The sequence below is a fragment of the Cupriavidus pinatubonensis genome (genome assembly GCF_019602855.1).
GTDB lineage: Bacteria > Pseudomonadota > Gammaproteobacteria > Burkholderiales > Burkholderiaceae > Cupriavidus > Cupriavidus pinatubonensis.
In genome coordinates, this window is sequence record NZ_CP080766.1 from 579799 (window position 1) to 591679 (window position 11881).

The 11881-nt window shown below is 64.5% G+C and carries 12 protein-coding genes; 4 read left to right on the forward strand and 8 right to left on the reverse strand.

Features of this window, described 5'->3' with window-relative positions; genetic code table 11:
* Positions 1–48: 48 nt before the first annotated feature.
* From paaE to paaA, 5 genes are read right to left on the reverse strand one after another with little or no spacing between them, the layout of a single operon-like run.
* Positions 49–1125, reverse strand: a complete 1077-nt coding sequence (gene paaE, locus K2O51_RS02670; RefSeq protein ID WP_220630456.1) for a 1,2-phenylacetyl-CoA epoxidase subunit PaaE — start codon at positions 1123–1125, stop codon at positions 49–51.
* An 18-nt stretch (positions 1126–1143) separates the two neighbouring features.
* Positions 1144–1659 (reverse strand): 1,2-phenylacetyl-CoA epoxidase subunit PaaD, encoded by a 516-nt coding sequence (gene paaD / locus K2O51_RS02675; protein ID WP_011299863.1) that lies wholly within the window; start codon positions 1657–1659, stop codon positions 1144–1146.
* A gap of 5 nt (positions 1660–1664) precedes the next feature.
* On the reverse strand, positions 1665–2417 hold the full coding sequence (paaC, locus tag K2O51_RS02680; RefSeq protein ID WP_011299862.1) for a 1,2-phenylacetyl-CoA epoxidase subunit PaaC: 753 nt from the start codon (positions 2415–2417) through the stop codon (positions 1665–1667).
* A gap of 26 nt (positions 2418–2443) precedes the next feature.
* Positions 2444–2725: a 1,2-phenylacetyl-CoA epoxidase subunit PaaB gene (paaB, locus tag K2O51_RS02685; protein WP_011299861.1), complete on the reverse strand. Its 282-nt coding sequence runs from the start codon at positions 2723–2725 to the stop codon at positions 2444–2446.
* A 55-nt stretch (positions 2726–2780) separates the two neighbouring features.
* Positions 2781–3764: a 1,2-phenylacetyl-CoA epoxidase subunit PaaA gene (paaA, locus tag K2O51_RS02690; RefSeq protein ID WP_220630457.1), complete on the reverse strand. Its 984-nt coding sequence runs from the start codon at positions 3762–3764 to the stop codon at positions 2781–2783.
* 128 nt (positions 3765–3892) lie between these two features.
* Here paaA and paaX point away from each other — a divergent pair, with 128 nt between their 5' ends.
* The 3 genes from paaX (at position 3893) to K2O51_RS02705 (ending at position 7039) form a co-directional block, all read left to right on the forward strand.
* Complete coding sequence (gene paaX / locus K2O51_RS02695; RefSeq protein WP_011299859.1) at positions 3893–4816, forward strand: phenylacetic acid degradation operon negative regulatory protein PaaX; 924 nt, start codon at positions 3893–3895, stop codon at positions 4814–4816.
* A 158-nt stretch (positions 4817–4974) separates the two neighbouring features.
* Positions 4975–5529 carry a YbhB/YbcL family Raf kinase inhibitor-like protein gene (locus K2O51_RS02700; protein WP_140949379.1) on the forward strand — a complete coding sequence of 185 codons (555 nt, stop codon included), beginning with the start codon at positions 4975–4977 and terminating at the stop codon, positions 5527–5529.
* 154 nt (positions 5530–5683) lie between these two features.
* Positions 5684–7039 (forward strand): esterase-like activity of phytase family protein, encoded by a 1356-nt coding sequence (locus K2O51_RS02705; RefSeq protein WP_220630458.1) that lies wholly within the window; start codon positions 5684–5686, stop codon positions 7037–7039.
* A gap of 53 nt (positions 7040–7092) precedes the next feature.
* Here the strand turns inward: K2O51_RS02705 and K2O51_RS02710 are convergent, their stop codons facing one another.
* A complete protein-coding gene (locus K2O51_RS02710; RefSeq protein ID WP_011299856.1) occupies positions 7093–8634 on the reverse strand; it encodes a methyl-accepting chemotaxis protein in 1542 nt (513 codons plus the stop codon).
* Between the two features lie 307 nt (positions 8635–8941).
* Between K2O51_RS02710 and K2O51_RS02715 the strand changes: the two genes are divergently transcribed.
* Positions 8942–9367 carry a phasin family protein gene (locus K2O51_RS02715; RefSeq protein WP_011299855.1) on the forward strand — a complete coding sequence of 142 codons (426 nt, stop codon included), beginning with the start codon at positions 8942–8944 and terminating at the stop codon, positions 9365–9367.
* Between the two features lie 113 nt (positions 9368–9480).
* Here K2O51_RS02715 and K2O51_RS02720 read toward each other — a convergent pair whose 3' ends face one another.
* Positions 9481–10257 carry a 3-hydroxybutyrate dehydrogenase gene (locus K2O51_RS02720; RefSeq protein WP_220630459.1) on the reverse strand — a complete coding sequence of 259 codons (777 nt, stop codon included), beginning with the start codon at positions 10255–10257 and terminating at the stop codon, positions 9481–9483.
* A 50-nt stretch (positions 10258–10307) separates the two neighbouring features.
* Positions 10308–11699: a GntP family permease gene (locus K2O51_RS02725; protein WP_140949381.1), complete on the reverse strand. Its 1392-nt coding sequence runs from the start codon at positions 11697–11699 to the stop codon at positions 10308–10310.
* Positions 11700–11881: the final 182 nt, after the last annotated feature.

Sequence of the window (11881 nt, forward strand, 5' to 3'; positions counted from 1 at the left end):
ATGTTTGCTTGAATGGCTTGAATGACTTGAATGGACGCCGGGAACCGCTCAGGTTTCCTGGTCGAAATCGATCACCAGCTTGTCGGTGACGGCGTAGCTCTGGCAGCTCAGGATGAAACCGCGCGCAACCTCGTAGTCTTCGAGCGCGAAGTTGACATCCATGTCGACCTCGCCTTCGATGCGCTTGCAGCGGCACGTGGAACAGACGCCGCCCTTGCAGGAGTAAGGCAGCTCGATCCCCTGCGCCAGGGCGGCGTCGAGGATGGTCTCCTTGTTCTTCTCCAGCGTGAACTGCCGCGTGCGGCCATCCTGGATCACCGTGACCTCGCACTGCTGCTGCCCCAGCTGCTTGTGTGCGTGCGCCGCGGGGCGCGCCGCGGGAATGCTGGTGGCGAACAGTTCGCGCTTGATGCGTGCCTTGTCGACGCCGTTTTCCTGCAGCGCATGCGACACCTCTTCCATCATCGAATGCGGGCCGCAGATAAAGGCCACGTCGATGTCCTGCGGGCGCACCCAGTGGCGCAGCAGCGCGCGCACTTTCTCGCCGTCGATGCGGCCATTGAACAGGTCGATGTCGAGCTGTTCGCGGCTCAGGATGAAGACGAGGTTGAAGCGCTCGAGGTAGGTGTCCTTCAGGTCTTCAAGTTCTTCCTTGAACAGCACCGACGACGATGCGCGGTTGCCGTAGAACAGCGTGAAGCGGCTGTCCGGCTCGGTCATCAGCGTGGTCTTGATGATCGACAGCATCGGCGTGATGCCGCTGCCGGCGGCGAACGCCACGTAGTGCTTGCTGTGCGTGTCCGACAGCGGCACGTGGAAATGTCCCGACGGCGGCATGACTTCCAGCGTCATGCCCGGCTGCAACGCATCGTTGGCCCAGTTCGAGAACATGCCGCCATCCACGCGCTTGATCGCCACGCGCAGGCGCCGGTCCTGCACGGCGGAGCAGATCGAGTACGAGCGGCGGACGTCCTCGCCGCCGATGCCGGCGCGCAGCGTCAGATGCTGGCCCTGCACGTAGCGATAGGTATCGGCCAGGTCCTCCGGCACGGCGAAAGTCACCGCCACGGCATCGCGCGTTTCGCGTGTCACGCTGGCGACGGTCAGTTCATGGAATTTGCTCATTCTGCGGCTCCGGGCGGCTCAATGGGCCTTGAAATAGTCGAAAGGTTCCTTGCAATCGCCGCAGCGGTACAGGGCCTTGCAGGCGGTCGAGCCGAACTGGCTGACCAGGCGTGTGTGGCGCGAGCCGCAGTGCGGGCAGGCCACCACCAGCGCGGGCGACGCCTTGCGGCTGATGCCGCTGATGTCAATCACCTGCTGCGCGGGCGGCGCAATGCCGTAGCCGGACAGGCTGGCCTTGCCGCGCGGGCTCATCCAGTCGGTGGTCCAGGCCGGCGCCAGGCGCGTTTGCACGCTGATGCGGTCGATGCCCTGCGCACCCAGCACGCGCTCGATGTCGTCGCGGATCACCGTCATGGCCGGGCAGCCCGAGTACGTCGGCGTGATGGTGATCACGCAGGCGTCGTCAATCCACGCCACGTCGCGCACGATGCCCAGGTCGACGACGGAGATCACCGGGATTTCCGGGTCGGGCACCTGCTCCAGCCAGTCCCAGAGCTGTGCAACGCTGGCGCGTTCCAACACTTGCGCTGACATGGCGCTCACCACCGGGCGCCAGGATAGGCGCGCTGCAGGAACTGCATCTCGGCCAGCAGGTAGCCAAGATGTTCAGTATGGCGGCCCTGGCGGCCACCGGTCTGCGACCAATTGCCAGCGGGGATGCGCAACGTGGCTTCCTCCAGTACCTCGCCCACATGGCGCTGCCACGACTCGGCCAGCGAGGCCGGATCGACCGCAACGCCCTGTGCAACCAGCGCGACTTCGGCAGCATCGGACTCGAACAGTTCGCCGGTGAACATCCACAGGTCGTCGAAGGCATCCTGCATGCGGCGATGGCTCTCCTCGGTGCCGTCACCAAGGCGAACGACGAGGTCCCCGCTGCGGCGCACGTGGTAGGTCACTTCCTTCAGCGACTTGGCCGCAATCTCTGCAATGCGCGCATCGGTCGAGTGCTGCAGCCGCTCAAGCAGGAAGTAGTGCCAGGTATCGAACAGGAACTGGCGGGCCAGCGTGTCGGCGTAGCTGCCGTTGGGCTGTTCGACGAGCAGCAGGTTGCGGAACTGGTGGGCATCGCGCAGGTAGGCAAGCTGGTCAGCGTTGCGGCCCACGCCTTCGACTTCCGCCGCGTAGCCGAGCCACAGGCGGGTCTGGCCGACGAGATCCAGCGCGACGTTGGTCAGCGCAATGTCCTCTTCCAGCGCGGGGCCGCGGCCGCACCATTCCGACAGGCGCTGGCCCAGCACCAGCGTGGTATCGCCCAGGCGCTGCAGATATTCGAACTTGTGTTGGTCCATGGTGGATGCGTCCTCGCGCCTGGAATTCAGATGTGCTTGACCTCTTCCGGCATCGGGAAGAAGGTGGGGTGGCGGTAGACCTTGCTGTTGGCGGGCTCGAACAGCGGGCCCTTGTCGCCGGGGCTGCTGGCGACTACGTCGGCGGCTTTCACGACCCAGACGCTGACGCCTTCATTGCGACGCGTGTAGACGTCACGCGCGTGATTGATCGCCATTTCGCCGTCCGGCGCATGCAGGCTGCCCACGTGCTTGTGAGCGAGACCGTGCTGGCTGCGGATAAAGATCTCCCAAAGCGGCCACTCTTTCATGGCAACTCTCCTGTCAGTTTGTGAGGGGTTGTTGGCGCGGCGGCGCGCCGGATGCTCAGGCGGCGGCGCGCTCTTGCTTGTCGGCGCGGGCCACCAGCGCTTCACGGAACCACGCACCGTCGTCCCAGGCCTTGACGCGCGTGCGCAGGCGGTCGCGGTTGCACGGGCCGTTGCCGCGCAGGACGTTGTAGAACTCGTCCCAGTTGATCGCGCCGAAATCGTAATGGCCGCGTTCCTCGTTCCACTTGAGGTCCGGATCGGGAATGGTCAGGCCCAGGTACTCGGCCTGCGGCACGGTCTGATCGACCATCTTCTGGCGCAGCTCGTCGTTCGAGAACAGCTTGATGCGCCATTTCATCGACTGCGCGCTGTTCGGTGAATCCGCATCGGACGGGCCGAACATCATCAGCGCGGGCCACCACCAGCGGTTCAGTGCGTCCTGCGCCATCTGTTTCTGTTCGGCCGTGCCTTGGCACAGCTTGAGCAGGATGTCGTAGCCCTGGCGCTGGTGGAACGACTCTTCTTTGCACACGCGCACCATGGCGCGGGCATACGGACCAAACGAGCAGCGGCACAGCGGCACCTGGTTGATGATGGCCGAGCCATCGACCAGCCAGCCGATCGCGCCGATGTCGGCCCAGCTCAGCGTCGGGTAGTTGAAGATGCTCGAATACTTCGCCTTGCCGGAGTGCAGGTCGCCCAGCAGTTCGTCGCGCGAAGCACCGAGCGTTTCGGCGGCGCTATACAGGTAGAGGCCGTGGCCCGCTTCGTCCTGGATCTTTGCCAGCAGCACGGCCTTGCGTTCCAGCGTCGGCGCACGCGTGACCCAGTTGCCTTCAGGCAGTTGGCCGATGATCTCGGAATGCGCGTGCTGCGAGATCTGGCGGATCAGGGTCTTGCGGTAAGCCTCGGGCATCCAGTCCTTCGCTTCGATCTTGATGCCGGCATCCACGCGTGCCTGGAACTCGCGCTCCTGCGGGTCCATCTCTTCCATCGCGCGGAGCCATGTTGCCCCGGTATCCACCAACTGTGCGTACATGCAGTACTCCGCTTTGTAGGGTCTTGACCTGCGTCAAATCATTCGGTTGCAATGGATGATAGTGATACAATTTGATTCAAACAATCGACGTTTGTGTATCACTTTCGGAATCATTTTGAGGGGCATGCATGGCCACTCGTTCGGCGACACAACCGGTTTCCCCGCAGGTCGCGCGGCTCGCACGCGGCCTTAAGCTCGGCGCCAATTCGATGCTCGTGACACTGTTTGGCGATGTGGTCGCGCCGCGGCCTCAGGCGCTGTGGCTGGGCAGCCTGATCCGCCTGGCCGAGCCGTTCGGCATCAACGACCGGCTTGTACGCACTGCGACGTTCCGGCTGACGTCCGATGACTGGCTCAACGCCACGCGCATCGGGCGGCGCAGCTACTACGGCTTGTCCGAGGCGGGGCTGCAGCGCTGCCTGCATGCCGGCAAGCGCATCTACGCCGGCGACGCACCCGACTGGGACGGCCGCTGGACGTTGGCGCTGGTGCGTGGCGACGCGCGCGCCACCATCCGCCAGCGATTGAAGCGCGAGCTGCTGTGGGAAGGCTTCGGCGCGATCGCGCCGGGCGTGTATGCGCATCCGAATGCCGATGCAAACTCGCTAGGCGAGATCATCCGTGCAGCGCATGCGCAGGACTTCGTCGCGGTGATGGACGCGACCAGCCTCGAGACATTCTCGATCCGACCGCTGCAGACGCTGATGCACCAGACGTTCAAGCTCGGCGACGTGGCGTCCGCGTGGCAGGCGCTGCTGCGCCGCTTCTCGCCCGTGCTGGCCGACGCACATGCCATGACGCCGGCCGACGCCTTTTTCGTACGCACGCTGCTGCTGCACGAATACCGCCGCGTGCTGCTGCGCGACCCGAACCTGCCGGAACAACTGCTGCCCACGGACTGGCCCGGTCGCACTGCGCGAGACCTGTGCCGTGATATGTACGCGGCACTGCTGGATGCCAGCGAGGACTATCTGCGCGAGGTTGTGGAGGTATCCGAAGGTACGCTGGCCAACGCCACCCGGCTTCTGCGCAGGCGCTTTGCCATGGCGTAGGCGGTTTGTGCCTGCTCATACCGCGGCCGCACCGGGCCCGGTCCGACGAGCTAGCATTTCGAAAGACGCAATCAACTAGGCATTTCCGAAATTCCGTCCTACCGTATTGGAGTTATGCCGTGCGGGTCATTTCTTTCCATTGCGGAACGGGTTCTCCGATGAAAACAACGCCTTTGCTGCATTGCGCTGTGGCAGTGCTGGGCCTGGCCGGCACGTCGATCGTGCAGGCCGCCCCGATGACCGTGTCATCGACCGCATTCGCCGAAAACGCCGTCATTCCAGCCGCACATGGTGGCAACACGCCAGCCAATTGCGGCGGCCAGGGCGTATCGCCGCCGGTGGCATGGACGGGCCTGCCGGCCGGAACGAAATCCGTGGCGATCTTTATGTTCGATCCCGATGGCGCCATGGGCCTGGGGGTTTCGCACTGGGTCGCCTACAACATCGCGGCGGATCGCGGCCATCTCAAGCAGGGCGAGGGACAGAAGGATGGCGCGGGTATTACGGTCGGCAAGAACGTTTCCGGCGAAGCCGCATACCGCGGACCGTGCCCGCCCGTGGGCGATGTGCCGCACCACTACATCGTGACGGTAGTCGCCACGGATCTGGAGCCTGGCGCCCTTCCCGCCGGCCTGACACGCGACGAACTGATGGCGGCGCTCAAGGGGCACGCTCGCGGCGGCGCCAGCGTGCTGGGCCGATACGGCCGGTAATCGGCAGCCTTGCCACGCAGGCAACTGGCAGCCAATCGCCTGTCTGCGGCGATTGCATCACAAATCTGTAAAACTCGACCGCCAGAATGGGGCGCTTTTGCTTGCGCGGTACGGTGCCGCGCTTACCGAAAATCCCGGCAAAGGAGCCCGCCCGATGTTCCGTCAATCCGTCCTGGCCAGCGCCATCGCGATGGCCTGTCTTGGCCTGTCCCCGTCGCTGCAAGCGCAGACCGCCTATCCCGCCACGCTGGCTGGCCACGCAGTGCTGCCGGCCCAGACCTACCTGCCCGTGCCGAAGGATGCGCCGGCCGACTTGCAGCTCAGCGGCAAATTCACCACTGCGCAGCGTGCCGACGCGCCGGGCACCGTGGAAGGCAAGTCGAACGGCCGCCCGACCGGCGTCTCGCTGCCGTTCCAGGGCCAGCCTGCACAGGGCCATTCCGGCATCAAGCGCATGGCCGATGGCACCTTCTGGGTACTGACCGACAACGGCGCAGGCGCCAAGGCCAATTCGCCGGACTTCATGCTGTACCTGAACCACTACAAGGTCGACTTCGCCAGCGGCAAGTTCCAGCGCTTGAAGACCGTGTTCCTGCACGATCCGGACAAGAAGGTGCCGTTCCGCATCGTCCACGAAGGCAGCAAGGCGCGTTACCTGACGGGTTCTGACTTTGATACCGAGAGCTTCCAGTTCGCCGGCGGCTCGCTGTGGATCGGTGACGAGTTCGGTCCTTTCCTGATTCAGGCGGACCTGAACGGCAAGGTGCTGGCCGTGTTCGAGACGAAGGTCGACGGCAAGGTCGTGCGCTCGCCCGACCACCCGGCCATCACCGCGCCGGGCGCCCCGGACGGCACGGTGAAATTCGAGGTACGCCGCTCGAAGGGCTTCGAGGGCATGGCTTCATCGCCGGATGGCAGCAAGCTGTACGCGCTGCTGGAAGGCGCACTGTGGAACGAGGCCAGCCGCGCGTATGAGTCCGAAGACGGCAAGCCCTACCTGCGCGTGCTGGAGTTCGACGTGAAGCAGCGCGCCTGGACCGGCCGCCACTGGAAATACGTGCTCGAAGCGGGCCACCACGCCATCGGGGACTTCAACATGATCGACGCCACCACGGGCCTGATCATCGAGCGCGACAACGGCGAAGGCACGCCAGACAAGGCCTGCCCGGCCGGCCAGAAGCGCACCGACTGCTTCGACGACGTGGCGAAGTTCAAGCGCATCTACAAGATCGAACTGACCGATGCCAACGCGGGCGCGCCAGTACGCAAGATCGGCTATATCGACCTGTTGCGCATGGCCGACCCGAACCACCTGGCACGCAAGCCGCTGACCGATGGTGTTCTGGCTTTCCCGTTCTTCACGATCGAGAACGTGGACGTGGTGGATGCCACGCACATCGTCGTGGGCAATGACAACAACCTGCCCTTCTCGAGCAGCCGCGAGCCTAACCGTGCGGATGACAACGAGCTGGTGTTGCTGGAAGTCGGGGAGTTTCTGAAGGCGCGCTAAATAAGAGGCCCGGCAGACGCCGGGCCTTGTTCTTTCAGGCTATCGATGCAGCGTCAGGCCGCAATACGAAACGTAGCCACCGCCTGCTTCAACCGCTGCGCCTGCTCTTCCAGCGAGCCGGCCGCCGCAGCCGCCTCTTCCACCAGCGCGGCGTTCTGCTGCGTGACCGAATCCATCTGCGTCACGGCCTGGTTGACCTGCTCGATGCCGGCGCTCTGCTCCGCCGACGCCGCGCTGATCTCGCCCATGATGTCCGTCACGCGCCTGACCGCTTCCACGATCTCCAGCATGGTCTGGCCCGATTGCGCCACGAGGGTCGAGCCCTTCTCCACGCGGTCGACCGAGTCGCCGATCAGCGCCTTGATTTCCTTGGCAGCGGTAGCGCTGCGCTGGGCCAGGCTGCGCACCTCGCCCGCCACCACCGCAAAGCCGCGGCCCTGCTCGCCCGCGCGCGCGGCTTCCACCGCGGCGTTCAGCGCCAGGATGTTGGTCTGGAACGCGATGCCTTCGATCACGGCGATGATGTCGACCACCTTCTTCGACGCGCCGTTGATCTCTTCCATGGTCTCGGCGACCTTGTCGGCCACGTCGCCGCCCTTGGCCGCGATCTCCGACGCGTTCACGGCCAGCGCGCTGGCCTGCTTCGCGTTGTCGGCGTTCTGGCGCACGATGCTGGTCAGCTCTTCCATGCTGGCCGCGGTCTGCTGCAGCGACGACGCCTGCTCTTCCGTACGCTGCGACAGGTCGGTGTTGCCCACGGCGATCTGGCTGGTGCCGGAGGCAATGGCCTCGGTGCCGGTGCGCACGTCGCGCACGATGTGCAGGATGTTGGTATTCATCTCCGACAGTGCGTGCAGCAGCTGGCCAGTCTCGTCCTGGCTATCTACGCGGATGTCGCTGGTCAGGTCGCCCGACGCCACGGTGCGCGCGATATCGACGGCATGGCCCAGCGGGCGGATGATGCCGCGCGTCAGCCACACGGCGAAACCAACGCCGATGGCCAGCACCAGCACGCCCAGCAGAATCAGGCTGTTGCGCGCATTGACGTAGATGGTGTTGATCTCGGCAGCCGTCGCGTCGATGCTGGTGCGCTGGATGTCGAGCAGCTTCTGGATCTCGGCCAGGTAGGCATCGCCGGCGGGCACGAACTCTTTCTCGAGTACCGCGTTGGCTTCCTCGGTCAGCCCTTCCTGCTTGAGCTTGGTGATCTTGTCGCGCGAGGCGTTGTACGGCTCACGCACCTGCAGGATCTTCGCGAACGCGGCCTTCTCGGCCTCGGATGTCAGCATCGGCTGCATCTTGTCGCGCAGCGCCGCAATGCCTTCGAGCGACGCCTTGGTTTCCTTCGCGAAGAACGCGCCCAGCGACGGATCCGCGCTCTTGGCCACCGCCGTGGTACGGCGCACGCTGGTATGCATCAGGCGATACCAGTCGCTGACCAGGCGCTCCTTCGTCAGCGGCTGCTGCATCATGTCATGCGTGCGCTCCGCCACCTGCTGCAGGCGCATGATGCCGAATGCGGACATCAACGCGCAAAGCACCAACACCACGCCAAAGCCAATGCCGAGGCGTACCCCGATTCCGAAATTCTTCATTATTTCTTCTACCTGATCTGGACTTCGATACGGCGAAGTGCTGGCGCGCGGACGCCGCCTTTCGCTCTCGTGGCCCGCCGACCTGGACAGGGACTGTGGCGGGCTATGGATGGGAACGGCAGCGGCAGGGCGAAACTTTAGGGTTTTTGCGAATACCCGGCGATGGTGGGGTGTGGCTGACAGGTTCGGAAATTGTGCCCGGAACGCTCCCATTCCTTGCCGCCCGGCCCGTCCAACACCTAGAGTATTCACAGACATGCTGCATGCACCGCCACGCCGATTCCCCCTGATGACAAGGAGCGACCGCATGACTACCCCTCCCAACCCCTTCGCGGATTTCACCAAGATGTTTGAGCAATTCAAGCTTCCGGGCATGGACATGAGCGCCGTGATGGAAGCGCGGCGCAAGGATATCGAGGCGCTCGGCGAGGCCAACAAGCTCGCCTATGAAGGCATGCAGGCGCTGATACAGAAGCAGACCGAGATCTTCGGCGAGGCCATGCAGCAGATCCAGTCCGCCGCGCAGCAGATGAGCACCGGCTCCAATCCGGTCGAGGCCATGGCGCAGCAGAACGAGTTCGTGCAGAAAGCCCTGCACCAGGCGCTGGAGAATATGCGCGAGCTGGCCGAGATGGCCCGCAAGTCGCAGGCCGATGCGATGGCTGTGATCGGCAACCGCGCACAGCAGAATTTGCAGGAAGCGGGAGCGCTGCTCAAGCCGAAGTCAAGCTGAGCGCACAACGCTCAGGGCGACCGTTCAGGTCAGCGAAAAGCCGGCTGTGTCCGCCGGCTTTTCGCGTTTGTGGACATGGATGTGGTGTGGAAGTCGTTTCCGGCCGGGGGCGATTACTGCGCCGTCCAACCTCCGTCAGCCACCCATGTGGCACCTCGTACTTCGGCCGCCAGCGGCGAACACAACATCAGCGCCAGCCCGCCCAATTGCTCGGGCGTGACGAACTGGCCCGAGGGCTGCTTCTCGCCGAGCAGGCGCGCGCGAGCCGCATCGATAGCAATCCCCTCGCGAGCGGCGAGATCGTCGATCTGCTTCTGCACCAAGGGCGTCAGCACGAACCCCGGGCAGATCGCGTTGCAGGTCACGCGGGTGCCCGCCGTCTCCAGCGCGGTCACCTTGGTCAATCCGACGAGTCCATGCTTGGCAGCCACATAGGCCGACTTTCCGGCCGAGCCGACCAGCCCGTGCACCGAAGCGATATTGATGATGCGGCCCCAGTTGCGCGCCCGCATGCCGGGCAGCACGTGACGCGTGGTGTGAAAGCCCGAGCTCAGGTTGATGGCGATGATGTCGTCCCACTTCTGCGCATCGAAGCTTTCGATCGGCGATACGTGCTGGATGCCGGCGTTGTTGACGAGGATATCCAGCGCGCCGAAACGCTCGTTGGCCGTGGCGATCATTGCGCCGATCTCGTCGGCCTTGCGCATGTCGGCCGGGTGGTGCACGACCTGTGCGCCCGTAGCGCCAATGGTGTCAAGCGCGGCATCGACGTCGCCGAAGCCGTTGAGCACGATATTGGCGCCCGCCTCGGCCAGTGCCCGGGCGACGCCCAGGCCAATGCCGCTCGTGGAACCGGTCACGAGCGCGGTCTTTCCGTTCAGGGTATTCATGGCAATGCGGATTCAGGAATTGCGGGAAACGTTGGAAACGTTCGGAACGGTCAGACCAGGCCGGTCATGTAGTAGACCAGGATGACGAAGAACACCGCCAGCGTCTTGATCATCGTGACGGCGAAGATGTCGCGATACGAGTCGCGGTGGGTAAGGCCGGTCACGGCCAGCAGCGTGATCACCGCGCCGTTGTGCGGCAGCGTGTCCATGCCGCCGCTCGCCATCGACACCACGCGGTGCAGCACCTCCATCGGAATGCCCGCCGCCTGCGCGCCCTGGATGAACGTGTCGCCCATGGCTGCGAGCGCAATGCTCATGCCACCCGACGCCGAGCCGGTGATGCCGGCCAGCGCGCTCACCGAAACCGCAGCATTGACGAGCGGGTTGGGAATGCTGTGCAGCGCATCGCCCACCACCAGGAAACCCGGCAGCGCCGCGATCACACCCCCGAAGCCATATTCCGAAGCTGTGTTCATGGCCGCCAGCAGCGCACCGCCCACTGCGGCCTTGCTGCCTTCGGCAAAGCGCTGGCGCACGGTGCCGAACGCGGTCACGACCACGAGCAGGATGCCCAGCAGCAGCGCGCCTTCCACGGCCCAGATCGCGACCACCGAGGCGACCGGGACGGTTACCGGCTTGGCCAGTCCGGGCAGTTCCAGACCAGCGGTCGTGCCGTACCACTGCGGGATCATGCGCGTCAGCACGAAGTTGGACACGCCGACCAGCACCAGCGGCGCGATGGCCAGCAGCGGGTTCGGAAGCTGGGCCGTCTCGATCGGTTCCGGCTCGTTCAGCAGCGACGTGCCATAGCCTTCGCCCTTCGCCATGGCGGCGCGACGGCGCCATTCCAGGTAGCTCAGGCCCACCACGATGATGAACAGCGCACCGGCTACGCCCAGCACAGGCGCCGCCCAGGCGGTGGTCTTGAAGAACGTGGTCGGGATGATGTTCTGGATCTGCGGCGTACCGGGCAGCGAATCCATCGTGAACGAGAACGCGCCCAGCGCGATCGCGCCCGGCATCAGCCGTTTAGGGATATTGCTCTGGCGGTAAAGCTCCGCCGCGAACGGATAGACCGCGAACACGACCACGAACAGCGACACGCCGCCATAGGTCAGCAGCGCGCACACGGCGACGATCACCGCGTTTGCGCGCGAGCTGCCGATGTAGCGGATCGCGGCCGCTACGATCGAGCGCGAGTAGCCCGACAGCTCGATGACCTTGCCGAACACGGCGCCGAGCAGGAACACCGGGAAATACAGCTTCACGAAACCGACCATCTTCTCCATGAAGATGCCTGTAAAGGCTGGCGCCACGGCCGACGGGTCGGTCAGCAGCACGGCGCCAAGGGCGGCCAGCGGGGCAAACAGGATGACGCTGTAGCCGCGGTAGGCGGCAAGCATCAGGAAGGCTAGAGCAGCAACGACGATCACAAAGGACATGAAGTCTCCGCGAGGATTGTTCTTGGTCTGGGGGAAATATAGGTGCCGGCGCGTGAGCGCGCTCGGTCACTTACATCTGTTGCAGAACACACGGCCAACGCCGCGTTCTTGCGAGCGGGGAGACATTGCACGGAACATGCCAACAATATAAGTGCTCTATAAGTATCTTATAGTCGAATTTA

What these genes read in the sequence shown, in the direction of transcription:
- paaA (WP_220630457.1), bottom strand. Translation starts at nt 3,764, where the DNA reads ATGTACGCACAGTTGGTGGATACCGGGGCAACATGGCTCCGCGCGATG.
- K2O51_RS02710 (WP_011299856.1), bottom strand. Translation starts at nt 8,634, where the DNA reads ATGAAGAATTTCGGAATCGGGGTACGCCTCGGCATTGGCTTTGGCGTG.
- paaC (WP_011299862.1), bottom strand. Translation starts at nt 2,417, where the DNA reads ATGGACCAACACAAGTTCGAATATCTGCAGCGCCTGGGCGATACCACG.
- paaE (WP_220630456.1), bottom strand. Translation starts at nt 1,125, where the DNA reads ATGAGCAAATTCCATGAACTGACCGTCGCCAGCGTGACACGCGAAACG.
- K2O51_RS02700 (WP_140949379.1), top strand. Translation starts at nt 4,975, where the DNA reads ATGAAAACAACGCCTTTGCTGCATTGCGCTGTGGCAGTGCTGGGCCTG.
- paaD (WP_011299863.1), bottom strand. Translation starts at nt 1,659, where the DNA reads ATGTCAGCGCAAGTGTTGGAACGCGCCAGCGTTGCACAGCTCTGGGAC.
- paaX (WP_011299859.1), top strand. Translation starts at nt 3,893, where the DNA reads ATGGCCACTCGTTCGGCGACACAACCGGTTTCCCCGCAGGTCGCGCGG.
- paaB (WP_011299861.1), bottom strand. Translation starts at nt 2,725, where the DNA reads ATGAAAGAGTGGCCGCTTTGGGAGATCTTTATCCGCAGCCAGCACGGT.
- K2O51_RS02705 (WP_220630458.1), top strand. Translation starts at nt 5,684, where the DNA reads ATGTTCCGTCAATCCGTCCTGGCCAGCGCCATCGCGATGGCCTGTCTT.
- K2O51_RS02715 (WP_011299855.1), top strand. Translation starts at nt 8,942, where the DNA reads ATGACTACCCCTCCCAACCCCTTCGCGGATTTCACCAAGATGTTTGAG.
- K2O51_RS02720 (WP_220630459.1), bottom strand. Translation starts at nt 10,257, where the DNA reads ATGAATACCCTGAACGGAAAGACCGCGCTCGTGACCGGTTCCACGAGC.
- K2O51_RS02725 (WP_140949381.1), bottom strand. Translation starts at nt 11,699, where the DNA reads ATGTCCTTTGTGATCGTCGTTGCTGCTCTAGCCTTCCTGATGCTTGCC.